The organism is Nocardioides sp. zg-1228 (assembly GCF_017086465.1).
Classification (GTDB): domain Bacteria; phylum Actinomycetota; class Actinomycetes; order Propionibacteriales; family Nocardioidaceae; genus Nocardioides.
In genome coordinates this window covers 2,336,641-2,355,814 of sequence record NZ_CP070961.1, presented here as the reverse complement: position 1 = coordinate 2,355,814, position 19,174 = coordinate 2,336,641, and the positions used below count along the sequence as shown (strand labels likewise).

The window sequence follows — 19,174 nt, the reverse complement described above, 5'->3', positions numbered from 1 at the left end:
GCTCGCCGACACCCTCACTAGACTGGGCCAATGGCAGAGGAGCAGGCACCGGCGCACGACGCGAAGGCGTCCCCGAGCGCGCGCGGCATGCGCGCCCGCCTGGCCCGCGTCGGCACCCGGCCGCCGTCCTCCAACCCGGTGCTCGAGCCGCTGTTCCGGGCCGTGCGGGCCAACCATCCCAAGGCCGACCTGGCGCTCCTCGAGCGCGCCTACGCGGTGGCCGACAAGTGGCACACCGGCCAGATGCGCAAGAGCGGCGACCCCTACATCACCCACCCGCTCGCGGTGACCACCATCCTCGCCGACATCGGCATGACCGAGCCGACGCTGGTCGCGGCGCTGCTCCACGACACGGTCGAGGACACGCCCTACACCCTCGACGCGCTGCGCGCCGACTTCGGCGACGAGGTGGCGCTGCTCGTCGACGGTGTCACCAAGCTCGACAAGGTGCAGTACGGCGACTCGGCGCAGGCCGAGACCATCCGGAAGATGATCGTGGCGATGTCGCGCGACATCCGCGTGCTGGTCATCAAGCTGGCCGACCGGCTGCACAACATGCGCACCCTGCGCTACGTCCCGGCGGCCTCGCAGGAGCGCTCGAGCCGCGAGACCCTCGACATCTACGCCCCGCTGGCCCACCGGCTCGGCATGAACACCCTCAAGTGGGAGCTGGAGGACCTGGCGTTCGCCACGCTCCACCCGAAGATCTACGACGAGATCGTCCGGATGGTGGCCGAGCGGGCCCCCTCGCGCGACCAGTTCCTCGCCGAGGTGGTCGCGGAGATCGAGCAGGACCTCAAGGCCGCGCGGATCAACGCCAAGGTGACCGGCCGGCCCAAGCACTACTACTCGATCTACCAGAAGATGATCGTCGGCGGCCGCGACTTCTCCGACATCTACGACCTCGTCGGCATCCGGATCCTCGTCGACGAGGACCGCGACTGCTACAGCGCGCTCGGCGTCATCCACTCGCGCTGGAACCCGGTGCTGGGGCGGTTCAAGGACTACGTCGCGATGCCGAAGTTCAACATGTACCAGTCGCTCCACACGACGGTCATCGGCCCGCAGGGCAAGCCGGTCGAGGTGCAGATCCGCACGTTCGCGCAGCACCGCCGCGCCGAGTACGGCGTCGCCGCGCACTGGAAGTACAAGGAGAACTCCAAGGCGGGCGTCGACACCGACCGCCTCGGCGACAAGGACGACCTCACCTGGCTGCGCCAGCTCCTCGACTGGCAGAGCGAGGTGGAGGATCCGGGCGAGTTCCTGGAGTCGCTGCGCTTCGAGATGAACCAGCAGCAGGTCTACGTCTTCACCCCCCGCGGCGACGTGATCGCGCTGCCGATGGGCGCCACGCCGGTCGACTTCGCCTACGCCGTGCACACCGAGGTCGGCCACCACACGATCGGCTCGCGGGTCAACGGTCGCCTCGTGCCGCTGGAGTCGACCCTCGACAACGGCGACGTGGTCGAGGTGTTCACGTCCAAGTCGCCCACGTCCGGGCCCTCGCGCGACTGGCTCAACTTCGTGCAGTCGCCGCGCGCCCGCTCCAAGATCCGCCAGTGGTTCACCAAGGAGCGGCGCGACGAGGCGATCGAGCGCGGCAAGGACCAGATCGCCAAGCTCATGCGCAAGGAGGGCCTGCCCCTCAACCGGCTGATGACCCACGACGTGCTGGCGCTCGTGGCCGAGCACTTCCACCACGCCGACGTGTCGGCCCTCTACGCCGCGGTGGGGGAGGGCAACCTCAGCGCCCAGGCCGTCGTACGCCGCGTCATCGACCTGCACGGTGGCGACGAGGGTGCCCAGGAGGACCTCGCCGAGGGCGTCACCATCACCGGCCGATCCCGCACCGCCACCAAGCGCGGACCCGCCGACTCCGGGGTCATCGTCAAGGGCGTCGACGACCTGTGGGTCAAGCTGGCCAAGTGCTGCACCCCGGTGCCACCCGACCCGATCCTCGGCTTCGTCACCAAGGGCGGGGGAGTCTCGGTGCACCGCAAGGACTGCACCAACGCCGCCAGCCTGCTCGGCCAGCCCGAGCGGGTGCTCGAGGTGGAGTGGGCGCCGACGTCGCAGTCGACGTTCCTGGTCAACATCCAGGTCGAGGCGCTCGACCGGGCCCGGCTGCTGTCGGACATCACCATGGCGCTCTCCGACGCGCACGTGAACATCCTCAGCGCCACGCTGTCCACCACGCGCGACCGGGTCGCCAAGAGCCGGTTCTCCTTCGAGATGGCCGACGCCGCCCACCTCGACGGCGTGCTGCGGGCCGTGCGCGCCGTGCCGGGCGTGTTCGACGCCTACCGCGTCACGGCCTGACCCGGCGCCCCTCGGGGACGCCGGGCGAAGCCGCGGCGGGCCGGGCTCAGCTGAAGTCGGCCGCCGCCCGGCGGGCCATCTCGAGGAACGCCTGCTTGCTCTCGAGCTCGCCCTGGAGGTCCTTGACCTTGCGATCGTCGCCGGCGGCGGCAGCCTTGTCGAGGCGCGCCTGCGCCTCGGCGATCCCGGCCTCGAGCTTGCCGATCATGTCGTCGGCGCGGGCGGACTTCTCCGGGTCGCTGCGGCTCCACTGCTCGTCCTCGACGGCCCGGATCGCCTGCTCGACCTTGCGCATGCGCCCCTCGAGCTCCTTCATCCGGTCGCGGGGGACCTTGCCGGCGGCGTCCCACCGGTCGGCGAGCTCACGGAACGTCTTCTTGGTCGCCTCGAGGTCGGTGACCGGCACCAGGGCCTCGGCCTCGACGAGGATGGCCTCCTTGACCTCGGCGTTGGCCGCGAACTCCTGGTCGAGAGCGGCGTTGGCGGCGTCGCGGGCGCCGAAGAAGGTGTCCTGGGCCCCGCGGAAGCGCTGCCAGAGCTTGTCGTCGACGTCGCGCGGCGCCGGTCCGGCGGCCTTCCACTCGCGCATCAGGTCGCGGTACTTGCCGGCGGTCGGGCCCCACTCCGTCGACGACGCGAGGGCCTCGGCCTCCTTGACGAGCCGCTCCTTCACGACACGGGCGGAGTCGCGGCGCTCGTGCTCCTCGGCGAAGTGCGCCTTGCGGTGGCGGGTGTAGGTGGTGCGGGCGGTGGAGAAGCGCCGCCACAGCGCGTCGTCGGTGGCGCGATCGAGCCGCGGGAGCTCCTTCCACGTCGCCAGCAGGTCGCGCAACCGGTTGGCGCCGTTGCGCCAGTCGGTGCCCTCGGCGAGCCGCTCGGCCTCGGCGACGAGCTCCTCCTTGGCGGCCTTCGACTCGGCGGCCTTCTGCGCGCGCTCCTCCTTGCGGGCCGAGCGCTGAACGGCGATGACCGGCGCCAGCGCGTCGAGCCGGGCCGCGAGCGCGACCAGGTCCCCGACCGCGTGGGCGTCGACCACCTGCTCGCGCAGGGCCTTCACCGACGAGCTCGCCTCCTCGGGGGCCAGCCGGCCCGTGGCGACCCGCTGCTCGAGCAGGTGCACCTTGCCCTCGAGCTCGTCGAAGCGCTTGGTGAAGAACTCCAGCGCCTCCTCGGCCGTGCCGGCCTCGTAGGACCCCACGGGGCGCTCGCCATCGGCGGTGCGGACATAGACGGTGCCGTCCTCGGCCACCCGACCCCAGGGCATGTCAACCGGGGCCGAGTCGTCTCGGGACTGCTTGTCGGAGCTCATGGTCGCCCATCGTAGTCATGGCCCCGAGGGCCCTCGGTAGGCTTCCACCGACAAGCAGACGACTGGCAAGACGACTAGCAAGGACTGACGCCCGTGTTCATCGCCGGCTTCCCCGCCGGACCCTGGGGGACCAACTGCTACGTCGTGGCAGCCGGTCCCGGGTCGGAGTGCGTGGTCATCGATCCGGGCAAGGACTCCGCGGCAGGGGTCGACCAGGTCGTCCGCGAGCACCGGCTCAAGCCGGTCAGCGTGCTCGTCACGCACGGCCACGTCGACCACATGTGGTGCGTCGCTCCCGTGGCCGGCAGCTACGACGCGACGGCGTGGATCCACCCGGCCGACCGCCACCTGCTCTCCGACCCGATGGCCGGGATGAGCCCCGAGACCACCCAGATGCTCCTCGGCGGCGACTACTCGTGGGCCGAGCCCGACGACGTGCGCGAGCTCACCGACCTGGCCGAGCTCGAGCTCGCGGGACTGCGGTTCGTCGTCGACCACACGCCGGGGCACACCGAGGGGTCGGTCACGTTCCGCACCCCCTACGCGCAGCAGGACGTCTCGGAGCTGATGTTCTCCGGCGACCTGCTCTTCGCCGGCTCGATCGGGCGCACCGACCTGCCCGGCGGCGACCACGCGACGATGCTGCGCAGCCTCACCGACAAGGTGCTCCCGCTGGCCGACGACATCGTGGTGCTGCCCGGGCACGGCGAGCAGACGTCGATCGGGCGCGAGCGCGCCACCAACCCCTTCCTCCGAGACCTGGTCCAGGACGTGCGATGAGCAAGATCGCCCCGCTGAGCGGGTTCCCCGAGCTGCTGCCTGCGCAGCGCGCCGTCGAGCGCGAGGTGGTCGCCTCGGTGTCGCGCACCTTCGAGCTGCACGGCTTCGCCAACATCGAGACGCGGGTCGTCGAGCCGATCGACCGGCTGGCCAAGGGCGGCGAGGTGGACAAGGAGATCTACGTCCTCCAACGCCTCGCCGCCGAGCCCGGCGCCAAGGCCGACCTCGGCCTCCACTTCGACCTGACCGTGCCTTTCGCGCGCTACGTGCTCGAGCACGCCGGCCACCTCGAGTTCCCCTTCCGGCGCTACCAGGTGCAGCCGGCCTGGCGGGGCGAGCGACCCCAGGAGGGCCGCTACCGCCAGTTCACCCAGGCCGACGTCGACATCGTCGGCCGCGACGAGCTGCCGTTCCACCACGACGTCGAGGTGATGGCGGTGATGGTCGACGCCCTCGGCCGGCTGCCCATCCCGCGGGTGTCGTTCCAGTTCAACAACCGCAAGCTGATCCAGGGCTTCTACCGCGGTCTCGGCATCGACGACGTGACGGACGCCATCCGGGTGATCGACAAGCTCGACAAGCTCCCCGCCGACGAGGTGGCCACCCTCCTCGTCGAGCGCGTCGGGGCCACCCCCGAGCAGGCGCGGCGCTGCCTCGAGCTGGCCACGATCCGCGTCGAGGACACCTCGTTCGTCGAGCGGGTCCGGTCCCTCGGCGTCACCGACGACCTGCTCGACCAGGGCCTCGAGGAGCTCGCGGCGGTCGTCGAGGGCTGCCGCGCGGTTGCCGGCGACCGGGTCGGGGTGGAGGCCAACCTGCGCATCGCCCGCGGCCTCGACTACTACACCGGCACCGTCGTGGAGATCTTCATGGCGGGCTACGAGCGGCTCAAGTCCGTCGGCGGGGGAGGGCGCTACGACGCGCTCGCCAGCGACGGCCGCACGACCTACCCCGGCGTCGGCGTCTCGTTCGGCGTCTCGCGCACCCTCGTCCCGCTCATCGCCGACGGCGTGCTGTCCGGGAGCCGACCGGTGCCCAGCGCGGTGCTCGTCGCCCTCAACACCGAGGACGAGCGTGGCGCCAGCACGGCGGTCGCGGCCGCTCTCCGGGCGCGCGACATCGCCTGTGAGGTCGCCCCGGCTCCGGCCCGGTTCGGCAAGCAGATCCGCTTCGCCGAGCGCCGCGGCATCCCCTACGTGTGGTTCGTCCAGGCCGACGGGACCCACCAGGTCAAGGACATCCGCAGCGGTGAGCAGGTCGGGGCCGATCCCGCGGCCTGGAGCCCGCCCGAGGCCGACCTGCGGCCCGCCGTCGTCAGCACCATCGTTCCCAGCAACACCCCCGGCAGCACCACCAGTGAGTCATCAGAGGAGATCCAGTGATCCGCACCCATGACGCCGGCGCCCTGCGCGCCGACAACGTCGGCCAGACCGTCACCCTCGCCGGATGGGTGGCGCGGCGGCGCGATCACGGCGGCGTCGCGTTCCTCGACCTGCGCGAGCGCAGCGGAGTCGTGCAGGTGGTCGTGCGCGACGAGGAGGTCGCCCACAGCCTCCGCAGCGAGTACTGCATCAAGGTGGTCGGCGAGGTCGTGGCCCGCAAGGAGGGCAACCAGAACCCCAACCTCGCGACCGGCGAGATCGAGGTCGTCGCGACCGAGGTCGAGGTGCTCTCCGCCTCCGACCCGCTGCCGTTCCCCGTCGACGACGCGTCCGGTCACAAGGGCGGCGAGGTCGGCGAGGAGGCCCGCCTCAAGCACCGCTACCTCGACCTGCGCCGCTCCGGCCCCAACGCCGCGCTGCGGCTGCGCAGCAAGATCAACAAGGCGGCGCGCGACGTGCTCGACGCGCGCGACTTCGTGGAGGTGGAGACGCCCACGCTGACGCGGTCCACCCCCGAGGGCGCTCGCGACTTCCTGGTGCCCGCGCGCCTGGCGCCCGGCAGCTGGTACGCCCTGCCGCAGAGCCCGCAGCTGTTCAAGCAGCTGCTCATGGTCGGCGGCATGGAGCGCTACTACCAGATCGCGCGCTGCTACCGCGACGAGGACTTCCGCGCCGACCGCCAGCCCGAGTTCACCCAGCTCGACATCGAGATGAGCTTCGTGGACCAGGAGGACGTCATCACGCTGATGGAGGACGTCCTGGAGGCGATGTGGGCGCAGGCCGGCCACACCATCGAGCGGCCGCTGCCCCGGATGACGTACGCCGAGGCGATGGCCCGCTACGGCTCCGACAAGCCCGACCTCCGGATGGGCCTCGAGCTCGTCGACTGCACCGACTACTTCTCCGACACCCAGTTCCGGGTGTTCCAGGCGCCCTACGTCGGCGCGGTCGTGATGCCGGGCGGCGGCAGCCAGCCGCGTCGGCAGTTCGACGCGTGGCAGGAGTGGGCCAAGCAGCGCGGCGCCAAGGGCCTGGCCTACGTCACGATCGGGGAGGACGGCACCCTCGGCGGCCCGGTGGCCAAGAACCTCACCGACGCCGAGCGCGACGGCCTCGCGGCCCACGTCGGCGCCGAGCCGGGCGACTGCGTCTTCTTCGCCGCCGGCCCGGCCAAGAGCAGCCGCGCGCTGCTCGGTGCCGCCCGCCTCGAGATCGGGCGCCGCGCCGGCATGCTCGACGACTCCACGTTCGCGTTCACGTGGGTCGTCGACGCCCCGCTGTTCGAGCCCAGCTCGGAGGCGGTGGCCAGCGGCGACGTGGCCGTGGGCGCGGGCGCGTGGACGGCCGTGCACCACGCGTTCACGAGCCCCAAGCCGGAGTTCATGGACACCTTCGACACCGACCCCGGCAATGCCCTGGCCTACGCCTACGACGTCGTCTGCAACGGCAACGAGCTCGGCGGCGGGTCGATCCGTATCCACCGCGGCGACGTGCAGAGGCGCGTCTTCGCCGTGATGGGCCTCACCGACGACGAGGCGCAGGAGAAGTTCGGATTCCTGCTCGACGCGTTCAAGTACGGCGCACCCCCGCACGGCGGCATCGCCGTCGGGATGGACCGGATCGTGGCGCTGCTCGCGGGCACCGACTCCATCCGCGACGTGATCGCCTTCCCCAAGTCAGGCGGCGGCTTCGACCCCCTCACCGCCGCGCCCGCTCCGATCACCCCGGAGCAGCGCAAGGAAGCCGGTGTGGACGCCGTCCCCGCGAAGGACGTCCCGCCCGCCGGTTGATCCTTCGAAGGGTTTGCCGTGTCCTGGCGGCGACCCCGGTGCACCGCGTCGTAACGGGATCGTTACCCGTCGGTGACCGTGCCCACCACGGACGTCACATAGAGTCGCGCTCGGCGCAGCCCTCGGGAGACCCCGGGCTGCGCCGGCCAGTCCCGAACCAGATGGGGAGAGCATGTCGGCAGAGATCGCAGGGCCCGAGACGCTGGGCATCCTGAACTCCGATCCGGAGCACCAGGACCCCAACAGCCCCAAGGCCAAGGAGATCTCCGGGAAGTCGCCCCTGCGCATCGCGCTCGGACGGTTGGCTCGCGACAAGATCGCCGTCGTGTGCGCGGTGGTGGTGCTGTTCTTCATCATCTGCGCCGTGTTCGCCGGCACGATCACCAACATCTTCGGCGTCGACCTCGTCACGCCGCTGGCCAGCGAGCGCGTCGACGGCCTCAACAACGGCATGCCCAAGCCGGAGATGGGCCCGCCCAACGGTCCGTTCACCTGGGACCACCCGATGGGCGTGGCCCCCCGCACCGGCGAGGACAACCTCGCCTACTGGCTGCACGGGTGCCGGATCTCGCTGATGATCGCGACGGTCGCGACGCTGATCGCCAGCACGCTCGGCGTGATCGTCGGGCTCGTGGCCGGCTTCCTCGGCGGCACGGTCGACAAGGTCCTGTCGTTCTTCATCGACATGTTCCTGACGGTCCCGTTCCTGCTCGCCGCGCTGACCCTCTCCCCGATCCTCAACGACCGGTTCAACACCTCCGAGGACTACGCGACGATCCAGAAGTTCATGCTGGTGTGCGTGCTGGCCATGTTCGGCTGGATGGGCACGGCTCGCCTGATCCGCGGTGAGGTCCTCGCGCTCCGTGAGCGCGAGTTCGTGCAGGCCGCCCGGGTGGTGGGCATGCCGACCTCGCGGGTGCTGTTCAAGGAGCTGCTGCCCAACCTGGCGGCGCCCATCATCATCAGCGTGTCGCTGATGCTGCCGTCCTTCGTGGCGCTCGAAGCCGGACTGGCGTTCCTCGGCATCGGCGTCACCGACGGTGTCTCGTGGGGCCAGACGATCCTCAAGGCGGCCACGCCGACCTACTTCCGGGAGTACCCGCAGTACCTGTGGCAGCCGCTGCTCGGCATCGTCGCGCTGGTGCTCTCCCTCAATCTCTTGGGCGACGCGGTCCGCGACGCCCTCGACCCCAAGACCCGTCGTTGAGCCACGGCTCGACCCCAGGTTGTGCACGTCGCCGATGACGCCGTCCTCGGTGAGAACAAGAAAGAAAGGCTGGACAGCATGAAGCGGAACAAGCCGCTCGCGCTCGTTGCCGGTGCTGCCCTACTGACGCTCGCCGCCTGCGGTGGCGGGTCGTCGGACGAGGGCGAGACCGGGAGCGGGACGACTCGAGAGTTCGGCGACCAGGGAGGGGGCACCAAGGACGCTGAGCGTCAGGCCCCCGCTGCCGAGGTGGAGGGTGCCACCCCGGGCGGGACCATCACGGTCTACCTGCCCGGAGACCCCGGTCCGGACACGCTCGACCCGACCGCTGGTTGGTCGGTGACCGGCAACTCGATCCAGCAGGCGCTCACGAGCCGCTCGCTGACCCAGTACATCCGTGACGAGAACGGCCAGCCGGTGCTGGTGCCCGACCTCGCCACCGACCTGGGCACCCCCAACGACGACTACACGGAGTGGACCTTCACCATCCGTGACAACGCGACGTGGGAGGACGGCAAGCCCGTCACGGCCGAAGAGGTCGCGTTCGGCATCTGCCGCTCGCTCGACTCCGAGGCGTTCCCGTCCGGTGCCGGCACCGAGTACTCCAAGCACTACTTCGCGGGTGCCGAGGACTACGAGGGCCCCTACACCGCCAAGGACCCCAAGTGCGAGAACTGGGACGGCATCGCGGTCGACGGCCAGGACGTCACCATCTCGATGTCCACGCCCTTCCCGGACATGGACTACTGGGGCGCGTTCATGGCGATGGGCCCCGCGCCCCTCGGCAACGCCTCCAAGCCGCCGAACTACGGCACCAAGCCGCTGTCCAACGGCCCCTACAAGGTCGAGAGCTACAAGCCCAACGAGGAGCTCGTCCTCGTGAAGAACGACCAGTGGGCCGCTGACTCCGACCCGGGTCGTCACCAGTACGCCGACGAGTTCGTCTTCAAGTTCAACCAGGACCAGGCCAAGGTCGACGAGATCATGCTCTCCGACAACGCCGACAGCCAGACGGCCGTGTCCACCTCGCTCGGCTCGGACAAGTACAACGACGCCAACGGCCAGCTGGGTGACCGCCTGGTCCAGCAGACCTCGCAGTGCGTCTCCACGCTGACCCCGGACTACAACAAGATCCCCGAGATCGAGGTCCGCAAGGCGCTCGCCTACGCGTACCCCTACGAGGACGTGTGGATCGCCGGCGGCGAGGTGCCCGGTGTCACCCGCATCCCCGCCAACTCGGTGATGCCCCCCGGCATGGCCGGCAAGAAGGACTTCCAGGTCGACGGTGAGCAGATCACCTACGACCCGGAGAAGGCCAAGGCCCTCCTGGAGGAGGCCGGCGTCGAGACCCCGTACCCGATCACCATGGTCTACTACGAGGTCGACCCGCTGGCGAAGGCCACCCAGGACCAGATCACCAAGGGCTACGAGGCCGCCGGCTTCTCGGTCAAGGCGATCCCGGTGCAGGAGTCGCCGTACAACATCTGGCTCGACCCCGACAACAAGGTCAACAAGAAGCTCAACCTCCGTGGCGTCAACTGGTGCTCGGACTGGCCGTCGGGCTCGACCATGCTCCCGCCGCTGCTCAAGGGTGGTGCCGTCTACAACACCGCTCTGTTCGACGAGGCTTCGGTCAACGACGAGATGGACCGCATCAGCACGCTGCCGCTCGACGAGCAGGCTGCTGCCTGGGGCGACCTGGACGAGAAGATCATGACGGAGTACTTCCCGATCATCCCGACCGCGTTCCGCAACGACCTGTTCGTCTTCGGCACCAAGGTCGGCAACCCCTCGGGCGATGGCTCGATCGGTGCGCCGAACTACAAGGACCTGTACGTGATGCAGTGATCCTGGCGCTCATCAGGTCCTCGACCTGGAGCACCATGTAGTCCCCAGCACGACCCAGCACCACACTGACGGGTGGGGGCTCCCGGACCGGGAGCCCCCACTCGCCAGCCCGGACCCCGATAGGCTGTCTCCTCGGGGGCCGACTCATCCACCATCCCCGGAGAGTGACCAGCGATGCTTGCCTATGTCGTGAAGCGCCTGATCTCGGGAGTCCTCGTCGTGGCCCTGGTCTCGATGGCGATCTTCCTGCTGTTCTGGTACGGCCCTTCGAGCCCGGCGCAGCCGATCTGTGACCGCGAGACCAGCAACAGGTGCACCCAGCAGAAGCTCGCGGTCTACGAGAAGACCCTGGGTTACAACAACCCGGTCTACGAGGAGTACGCCAAGTACGTCGAGGGCATCTTCGTCGGTCGCACGCTCACCATCGCGTCCAACGAGTACGAGTGCTCCGCCCCGTGCCTCGGCGTCAGCTTCCGCACCAAGCAGCCGGTCAAGGAGGAGCTCGTCTCGCGCATGCCCGCGACCTTCTCCGTGGCGATCGGCGGTGCGTTCCTCTACCTGCTCTTCGGGGTGCCCATCGGTGTCGCCGCCGCGAGACGGCGCGGCACCGTGGCCGACAAGGCCCTGGTGTCGAGCTTCCTGTTCATCAGCTCGATCCCCTACTACCTCTTCGCCCTGCTGACCTGGCTCTACCTCACGATCACGTTCGAGGTGCCGCTCTTCAGCGACACGGGCTACTTCTCGATAGGCGCCAACGGGCCATGGAAGTGGTTCAGCGGCCTGTTCCTCGCCTGGGTGGCACTCGGCATCTTCGGGTGCACCCAGTACACCCGATTCACCCGCGGCGCGATGGTCGAGGCCCTCAGCGAGGACTACATCCGCACCGCCAAGGCCAAGGGCCTCCCGGCTCGCACGATCGTCTACAAGCACGGACTGCGCGCCGCGCTGGTGCCGGTCGTGACGATCTTCGGCATCGACTTCGGCACGCTCCTCGCAGGCACCATCTTCACCGAGCGGATCTTCGAGATCCAGGGCATCGGGTGGTGGAGCCTGCAGGCGGTCCAGGGCCGTGACCTGCCAGTGGTGCAGGCGACCGCCCTGTTCAGCGCCGTCGTCCTGATCATCTCCAACCTGCTCGTGGACATCGTCTACAGCGTCCTCGACCCGAGGGTGAGGCTCTCGTGACCAGCGTTCCCATGACCCAGTCGAGTGCCCCCGCCTCCGCGGAGGCCGAAGGCCCCTTCCTCCAGGTCGAGGACCTGAAGGTCACCTTCCCGACCGAGGACGGCCCCGTCACCGCGGTGCAGGGACTGTCCTACTCGGTCGAGAAGGGCAAGACGCTCGGCATCGTCGGCGAGTCGGGCTCCGGCAAGTCGGTCTCGAGCATGGCCGTGATGGGCCTGCACGACACCAAGTCGGCGCAGATCTCCGGCTCGATCCGCGTCGGCGGCACCGAGGTCGTCGGCCTCAGCGAGTCGCGCATGCGCAGCCTGCGCGGCAACGAGATGGCGATGATCTTCCAGGACGCGCTCGCGGCCCTGCACCCGTTCTACAAGATCGGCTCGCAGCTGGCGGAGGCCTACCTGGTGCACCACTCCGGTGCCTCCAAGCGCGACGCGCGCCGCAAGGCGATCGAGATGCTCGACCGCGTGGGCATCCCGCAGCCCGACCGGCGCGTCGACGACTACCCCCACCAGTTCTCCGGGGGCATGCGCCAGCGCGCGATGATCGCGATGGGCCTGATCAACGACCCGTCGCTCCTGATCGCCGACGAGCCGACCACCGCGCTCGACGTGACGGTGCAGGCGCAGATCCTCGACCTGCTCCAGGACCTCCAGCGCGAGTTCAACTCCGCGGTCATCATCATCACCCACGACCTCGGCGTCATCGCCGAGATGGCCGACGACGTCCTGGTGATGTACGCCGGGCGGTGCGTGGAGTTCGGCACGACCAAGCAGATCCTGACCACGCCGGAGATGCCCTACACCTGGGGGCTGCTCTCCAGCGTGCCCGAGGTGTCGGCGTCCACCGACGCGCGCCTGATCCCGATCCCGGGCAACCCGCCCAGCCTGCTGCGCCCGCCGCCGGGATGCTCCTTCCACCCCCGGTGCGTGCACTCCGACAAGGTCCCCGGCGACCTGTGCTCGACCCAGCTCCCCGACCTGCTGCCGGCCAGCACGGGCACGGCCCATCTCAAGCGCTGCCACCTGGCCGACCCCATCGCGGTCTACCACGCGGAAGTGCTGCCCGAGATCGCCCCCGACCTCGTCGAGGAGACCCGATGACCCAGGATCCCAACGCCCGCGCCGAGATCGAACCGACCGAGATCGGAGCCAACGCGGCGGAGACCGGGGAGCGTGAGCTCACCAACCCGGTGAGCGAGGCCTACGGCGACGACGACATCCCCGTCGACCTCGACTTCGCGACGCTGGCCGAGCAGGGCCACGTGGCCGCCGAGCTCGACCCCGACGCCCCGGCCGTGCTGACGGTCGACAACCTCAAGATGTACTTCCCGGTGAGGTCCTCGGGCATCGTCCGACGCACCATCGGGCACGTGCAGGCCGTCGACGGGATCTCGTTCGAGGTCCCCAAGGGAGGCTCGCTGGGCCTGGTGGGGGAGTCGGGCTGCGGCAAGTCGACGACCGGACGCCTGATCACCCGGCTCTACAAGCCGACCGGCGGCTCGATGATGTTCGCCGACAAGGACCTGGCCAAGCTCTCCAACAAGGAGATGAAGCCGCTGCGCCGCGACGTGCAGATGATCTTCCAGGACCCCTACACCTCGCTCAACCCGCGGCACACCGTCGGCACGATCGTCGGAGCGCCGCTCGAGGTGCACAAGATCGTGCCCAAGAACAAGATCCTGCCGCGCGTGCAGGAGCTGCTCGAGATCGTGGGCCTCAACCCCGAGCACTACAACCGCTACCCCAACGAGTTCTCCGGTGGCCAGCGCCAGCGCATCGGCATCGCCCGGGCGCTCACGCTCAACCCCAAGGTCCTCGTGGCCGACGAGCCGGTCTCCGCGCTCGACGTGTCGATCCAGGCGCAGGTGGTCAACCTGCTCCAGGACATCCAGACCGAGTTCGACGTGGCGTTCCTCTTCATCGCCCACGACCTCGCCATCGTGCGCCACTTCTGCCCCGAGATCGCCGTGATGTACCTCGGCAAGATCGTGGAGATCGGCGACCGGGAGACGATCTACGCCAAGCCGCACCACCCCTACACCCAGGCGCTGCTGTCCGCGGTGCCCGACGTGAAGCAGGCCGCGATCGGCGGCCGGCGCGAGCGCATCCGGCTCGAGGGTGACGTGCCGAGCCCGATCAACCCGCCGTCGGGCTGCCGGTTCCGCACCCGCTGCCAGTTCGCGCAGGAGATCTGCGCGAAGGTCGAGCCGCCGCTGCTGCAGATCGGCAAGCGCCACAAGGTGGCCTGCCACTTCGCGGGCGAGCTGGGCGCGCATCCCGCCACTCCGGTGACGACCGAGCTGCTCGGCGTCGACGACCAGGGCACGCCGGTGCCGGGCGCCACGCCCAGCAACACCCAGCTCACGATCCCGGGCTACGAGAAGACCTGGTACGACCTCCGGACCAAGCAGACGACGGGGGCCTGAGTCGAGCGCCGTCGGCGCCCGGGGGATACTTCCCGGCGTGGACGGCCTCTTCGAGATCCCGGGCGCGGGGCAACCCGCGCCCGGCTCCGTGCCCAGCGCCGGCTCGCTGGGCGCCAACACGCACGCGTCCGCGCCCCTGGCCGTGCGCATGCGGCCGCGCACGATCGACGAGCTCGTCGGCCAGCAGCAGCTGCGGGCGGCCGGCTCTCCGCTTCGCCGGCTGATCGAGGGCGACCAGTCGATGTCGCTGCTGCTGTGGGGCCCGCCCGGCACCGGCAAGACCACGATCGCGGCGATCGTGAGCCAGCAGACCCGACGCCGGTTCGTGGAGGTCTCGGCGGTCGCCGCCGGGGTGAAGGAGGTGCGCGCCGCCATCGACGGCGCCCGGGCCGAGCTGGCCAGGGGCGGTCAGGAGACCGTCCTGTTCGTCGACGAGGTGCACCGTTTCACCAAGGCTCAGCAGGACGCGCTGCTGCCGGGCGTGGAGAACCGGTGGGTCACCCTGATCGCCGCCACCACGGAGAACCCGTTCTTCTCGGTGATCAGCCCGCTCCTCTCGCGCAGCCTGCTGCTGCGGCTGCAGTCGCTGACCGACGAGGACGTCGCCGAGGTGATCGACCAGGCGCTCGTCGACGAGCGGGGGCTGGCCGGCAGCACGGTCCTCGAGGACGACGCCCGCGACCACCTCGTCCGCCTCGCCGGCGGTGACGCCCGGCGCGCCCTCACCTACCTCGAGGCCGCCGCCGGCGCCGCGAGCAGCAACGGCGTGGCCACGATCGACCTCGCCACCGCCGAGACCGCGGTCGACCAGGCCGCCGTGCGCTACGACCGGCAGGGCGACCAGCACTACGACGTGATCTCCGCCTTCATCAAGTCGATCCGCGGGTCAGACCCCGACGCGGCGCTGCACTACCTCGCCCGGATGATCGAGGCGGGCGAGGACCCGCGCTTCATCGCCCGCCGCCTCGTGGTGCACGCGAGCGAGGACGTCGGGCTGGCCGACCCGACCGCGCTGCAGGCGGCCGTCGCGGCCGCCCAGGCGGTGCAGCTCATCGGGATGCCGGAGGCGAGGATCAACCTCGCCCAGGCCACCATCCACCTCGCCGTCGCCCCCAAGTCCAACGCCGTGATCACCGCGATCGACGCGGCCCTCTCCGACGTACGGGCCGGGAAGATCGGGCAGGTGCCCTCCCACCTGCGCGACGCCCACTACGGCGGCGCCACGGACCTCGGGCACGGCAAGGGCTACGCCTACCCCCACGACAAGCCCTTCGGTGTGGCCGAGCAGCAGTACCTTCCCGACGTCCTCGCCGACGCGAGCTACTACCGTCCGACGTCGCTCGGCGCCGAGGCAGGCGTCAAGGAGCGCTGGGAGCGGGTCCGGCGGATCGTCCGCGGCGGCTGACCCGCCGTCGCGTGAGGCTTGTAGGCTCGGCGCCGTGACGACGGAGCAGGCGTGGCTGGGTGCAGCGGTCGTGGTGGCGCTGGTGGCGCTCGCCGTGGCGCTGCTCGCGCATCGTCGCGCTCGCCGCGCCGAGGCGCGTGCGGAGTCGCTCGCCGAGTCCCTCACGGCGTCGCTGTCCGAGCGTGCCCCAGCGCCGCACGCCGAGGCCGGCGCGTCCGCGTTCGTGATCACCGGGCTCGACGACCCCGCACGTGGGACGGCGCCCCACCGTGGGCCCGAGGTCGACCCGCCCGTGGCCCGGCCCATCGACGGTCGCCTGTTCACCGACCTCGTCGTCCGCGAGACCGTGGTCCGGGCGGCCGGCTGGTCCCACGGCCTGCGGCGGGCCATGTCGGCCGAGAGCCGCAACCGGATCCGCTTCGCGGTGCGGCAGGAGTCGCGCCGTGCGGGCCGCGAGCGCCGCGCCGAGGTGAAGCAGGCCATGCGCGAGTTCCGTGCCCGCGAGCGCGCCGACGCCCGCGCCGACCTCGGCGAGGACGTCGCCTGATGGGTCGCCCACTCTGGTTCGTCGCCGGAGCGGGGGTCGGGGTCTACGCCGCTGCCCGCGCCCGCCGCGTCGCCGACTCACTCACCGCCGACGGCGTACGCGACCGCGTACGCGGGTGGCAGGCCGGCGCCCGGCTCTTCGCCGAGGAGGTCCAGCAGGGCCGTGCCGAGCGCGAGACCGAGCTGCGCGAGCAGCTCGGGCTGCGGCCCCTGGGGACCGGGCATCCTCCCGAGCTGACCACGAGCACCACCGAGACGAAGGACCACTGATGGACACCGCCGAGATCCGCCGCCGCTTCCTCGCGCACTTCGAGGCCGCCGGACACGCCGTGGTGCCGTCCGCCTCGCTGCTCGCCGACGACCCCAACCTGCTGTTCGTCCCGGCGGGGATGGTGCCGTTCAAGCCCTACTTCCTGGGCCAGGAGACGCCGCCGTTCGTGCGCGCGACCAGCATCCAGAAGTGCGTGCGCACCCCCGACATCGAGGACGTCGGCAAGACCACCCGCCACGGCACGTTCTTCGAGATGTGCGGCAACTTCTCCTTCGGCGACTACTTCAAGGCCGGTGCCATCGAGCTGGCCTGGGACCTGATCACCAAGCCCGTCGCCGACGGTGGCTACGGACTCGAGCAGGACCGCCTCTACCCGTCGGTGCTGGTCGGCGACGAGGAGGCCATCGGCATCTGGATGAACGTCACCGGACTGCCGCGCGAGCGGATCGTCCAGCTCGGCCCGAAGGAGAACTACTGGTCGATGGGCGTCCCGGGCCCCGGCGGGCCCTGCTCGGAGATCCTCTACGACCGCGGTCCCGAGTGGGGTCCCGACTTCGACCCCGCCGCGCTCGGCCCGGACATGCCGGTCGAGCTCGAGGACCGGCTGCTGGAGATCTGGAACCTCGTCTTCATGCAGGACGAGCTCAGCGCCGTGCGGTCCAAGTCGGACTTCGACATCGCCGGCTCGCTGCCGAAGAAGAACATCGACACCGGCATGGGCCTCGACCGGGTCGCGCTGCTGCTGCAGGGCAAGAAGAACATGTACGAGATCGACGTCGTCTACCCCGTCATCGCCAAGGCCGAGGAGATGACCGGCAAGACCTACGGTGCCGACCCCCAGGACGACGTCCGCTTCCGCGTGGTCGCCGACCACGTCCGGTCCTCGATGATGCTGATCGGTGACGGCGTGACGCCCGGCAACGACGGTCGGGGCTACGTGCTGCGCCGGCTGCTGCGCCGCGCGGTGCGGTCGATGCGGCTGCTGGGCTGCGACGCCCCCGTGCTTCCCGAGCTGATGCCGATCTCCCGCGACAGGATGGGGGAGACCTACGACAACCTCCTGACCGACTGGCCGCGCATCTCGCAGGTCGCCTTCGCCGAGGAGGACGCGTTCCGCAAGACGCTCCAGGCCGGCACGCAGATCTTCGACACCGCTGCCTCCGAGGTGAAGTCCACCGGCGGCACCACGCTCTCCGGAGAGCGCGCCTTCGCGCTGCACGACACCTACGGCTTCCCCATCGACCTGACCCTCGAGATGGCGGCCGAGCAGGGCCTCACCGTCGACGAGCAGGGGTTCCGCGGGCTGATGGCCGAGCAGCGAGAGCGTGCCAAGGCCGACGCTCGTGCCAAGAAGGGCGCCCACGGCGACACGGCCGTCTACCGCGGCGTGTTCGACGAGTTCGGCCCGACCGAGTGGCTGGCCTACGAGACGCTCGAGACCGAGTCGAAGCCGCTGGCCCTGCTCAGCGGCGGAGCCCCGGTGCAGCGCCTGGTCGAGGGGGAGGTCGGCGAGCTCGTGCTCGACCGCACGCCGTTCTACGCCGAGTCCGGCGGACAGGCGGCCGACGCCGGGACGATCGTCTTCGACGGCGGCCGCATCGAGGTGCTCGACGTCCAGCGCCCCATCAAGGGCCTGGTCGTCCACCAGGTGCGCGTGCTCGAGGGCGAGCTCGACCCCGGCCGTGAGGTCCACGCCCGCGTCGACCCCGAGTGGCGCACCGGCGCCCGCCAGGCGCACTCCGGCACCCACGTCGTGCACGCCGCGCTGCGCGAGGTGCTCGGCCCCACGGCGCTGCAGTCCGGCTCCTACAACCGCCCCGGCTACCTCCGGCTCGACTTCGGCTGGACCCAGGCGCTGACCCCCGAGCAGGTGCGCGACATCGAGTCCGTCTCGCAGCAGGCGCTGCGGGCCGACCTGCCCGTGCACTGGGACTACATGACGCTCGAGCAGGCCAAGGAGTGGGGCGCGATCGCGCTCTTCGGCGAGACCTACGACAACACCAAGGTGCGCGTCGTCGAGATCGGCGGACCGTGGTCGCGCGAGCTCTGCGGCGGCACGCACGTCGACCACTCCTCGCAGATCGGCACGGTCGTGGTGACCGGCGAGACGAGCGTCGGCTCCGGCAACCGCCGCATCGAGGCGCTCACCGGCGTGGAGGGCTTCGGCTACCTCGCCCGCGAGCGCGACGTCGTCGCCCAGCTCACCGGCCTGCTCAAGACCCAGCCCGACGACCTCGTCAGCCGGGTCCAGGGCCTCACCGAGCGGCTCCGCGCCGCCGAGAAGGAGCTCGAGAAGGCGCGCCTGGCCCAGCTCCTCGGCGCCAGCGCCGACCTCGCCGCCGGGGCGTCGCAGGTCGGGCCGGTCAAGCTGGTCGCCCACCGCGCCGACGGGGCCGGTGCCGGCGACGTGCGCAACCTCGCGCTCGACGTCCGCGGCCGGCTGCCGCAGGGTGAGCCCGGCGTCGTGGTCATCATCGGTCAGGCCGGGGGCAAGGTCTCGGTCGTGGCCGCCACCAACGACCAGGCCCGCGCCCGCGGGCTCTCCGCCGGTGACCTCGTCCGCGCCGTCGGGCCGCTGCTCGGTGGCAAGGGCGGCGGCAAGGACGACGTGGCCCAGGGCGGTGGCACCGACGCCTCACGCATCGACGAGGCCCTCGACCTGGTCGGTCGCGAGGTCGCGCAGCGCGCGACCCAGGTCTGAGAGGAC

14 protein-coding genes are annotated in these 19,174 nt (G+C 70.6%); 13 read left to right on the top strand and 1 reads right to left on the bottom strand.

The window, feature by feature from the left end; translation table 11 throughout:
• The first annotated feature begins 30 nt into the window (after positions 1 to 30).
• Positions 31 to 2,319, top strand: a complete 2,289-nt coding sequence (locus JX575_RS11310) for a bifunctional (p)ppGpp synthetase/guanosine-3',5'-bis(diphosphate) 3'-pyrophosphohydrolase (RefSeq protein WP_241005114.1) — start codon at positions 31 to 33, stop codon at positions 2,317 to 2,319.
• A 46-nt stretch (positions 2,320 to 2,365) separates the two neighbouring features.
• Here JX575_RS11310 and JX575_RS11305 read toward each other — a convergent pair whose 3' ends face one another.
• Positions 2,366 to 3,628 carry a DUF349 domain-containing protein gene (locus JX575_RS11305; RefSeq protein ID WP_206054376.1) on the bottom strand — a complete coding sequence of 421 codons (1,263 nt, stop codon included), beginning with the start codon at positions 3,626 to 3,628 and terminating at the stop codon, positions 2,366 to 2,368.
• 93 nt (positions 3,629 to 3,721) lie between these two features.
• Here JX575_RS11305 and JX575_RS11300 point away from each other — a divergent pair, with 93 nt between their 5' ends.
• The 12 genes from JX575_RS11300 to alaS all read left to right on the top strand — a co-directional run bounded on the left by JX575_RS11300 (position 3,722) and on the right by alaS (position 19,168).
• Positions 3,722 to 4,408, top strand: a complete 687-nt coding sequence (locus tag JX575_RS11300; RefSeq protein WP_186341143.1) for an MBL fold metallo-hydrolase — start codon at positions 3,722 to 3,724, stop codon at positions 4,406 to 4,408.
• Complete coding sequence (gene hisS / locus JX575_RS11295; protein ID WP_186341144.1) at positions 4,405 to 5,790, top strand: histidine--tRNA ligase; 1,386 nt, start codon at positions 4,405 to 4,407, stop codon at positions 5,788 to 5,790. The genes JX575_RS11300 and hisS overlap by 4 nt, the downstream gene beginning before the upstream one ends.
• A complete protein-coding gene (gene aspS / locus JX575_RS11290) occupies positions 5,787 to 7,580 on the top strand; it encodes an aspartate--tRNA ligase (protein WP_186341145.1) in 1,794 nt (597 codons plus the stop codon). Before hisS ends, aspS begins: the two co-directional genes overlap by 4 nt.
• A gap of 172 nt (positions 7,581 to 7,752) precedes the next feature.
• Positions 7,753 to 8,787, top strand: coding sequence for an ABC transporter permease (locus tag JX575_RS11285; protein WP_186341146.1), 1,035 nt, complete (start codon positions 7,753 to 7,755; stop codon positions 8,785 to 8,787).
• Between the two features lie 78 nt (positions 8,788 to 8,865).
• A complete protein-coding gene (locus tag JX575_RS11280) occupies positions 8,866 to 10,635 on the top strand; it encodes an ABC transporter substrate-binding protein (protein ID WP_186341147.1) in 1,770 nt (589 codons plus the stop codon).
• Positions 10,636 to 10,809: 174 nt separating this feature from the next.
• On the top strand, positions 10,810 to 11,820 hold the full coding sequence (locus tag JX575_RS11275; RefSeq protein WP_186341148.1) for an ABC transporter permease: 1,011 nt from the start codon (positions 10,810 to 10,812) through the stop codon (positions 11,818 to 11,820).
• A gap of 11 nt (positions 11,821 to 11,831) precedes the next feature.
• Positions 11,832 to 12,920: an ABC transporter ATP-binding protein gene (locus tag JX575_RS11270; RefSeq protein WP_186341283.1), complete on the top strand. Its 1,089-nt coding sequence runs from the start codon at positions 11,832 to 11,834 to the stop codon at positions 12,918 to 12,920.
• Complete coding sequence (locus JX575_RS11265) at positions 12,917 to 14,245, top strand: dipeptide ABC transporter ATP-binding protein (RefSeq protein ID WP_186341149.1); 1,329 nt, start codon at positions 12,917 to 12,919, stop codon at positions 14,243 to 14,245. The genes JX575_RS11270 and JX575_RS11265 overlap by 4 nt, the downstream gene beginning before the upstream one ends.
• Before the next feature lie 88 nt (positions 14,246 to 14,333).
• Positions 14,334 to 15,650 (top strand): replication-associated recombination protein A, encoded by a 1,317-nt coding sequence (locus tag JX575_RS11260; RefSeq protein ID WP_241005446.1) that lies wholly within the window; start codon positions 14,334 to 14,336, stop codon positions 15,648 to 15,650.
• 34 nt (positions 15,651 to 15,684) lie between these two features.
• Entirely contained in the window at positions 15,685 to 16,197 is a 513-nt protein-coding gene (locus tag JX575_RS11255; RefSeq protein WP_186341150.1) for a hypothetical protein, read from the top strand.
• On the top strand, positions 16,197 to 16,466 hold the full coding sequence (locus JX575_RS11250; protein WP_186341151.1) for a DUF6167 family protein: 270 nt from the start codon (positions 16,197 to 16,199) through the stop codon (positions 16,464 to 16,466). The genes JX575_RS11255 and JX575_RS11250 overlap by 1 nt, the downstream gene beginning before the upstream one ends.
• Positions 16,466 to 19,168, top strand: a complete 2,703-nt coding sequence (gene alaS, locus JX575_RS11245) for an alanine--tRNA ligase (protein ID WP_186341152.1) — start codon at positions 16,466 to 16,468, stop codon at positions 19,166 to 19,168. Before JX575_RS11250 ends, alaS begins: the two co-directional genes overlap by 1 nt.
• The last annotated feature ends 6 nt before the right edge of the window (positions 19,169 to 19,174 follow it).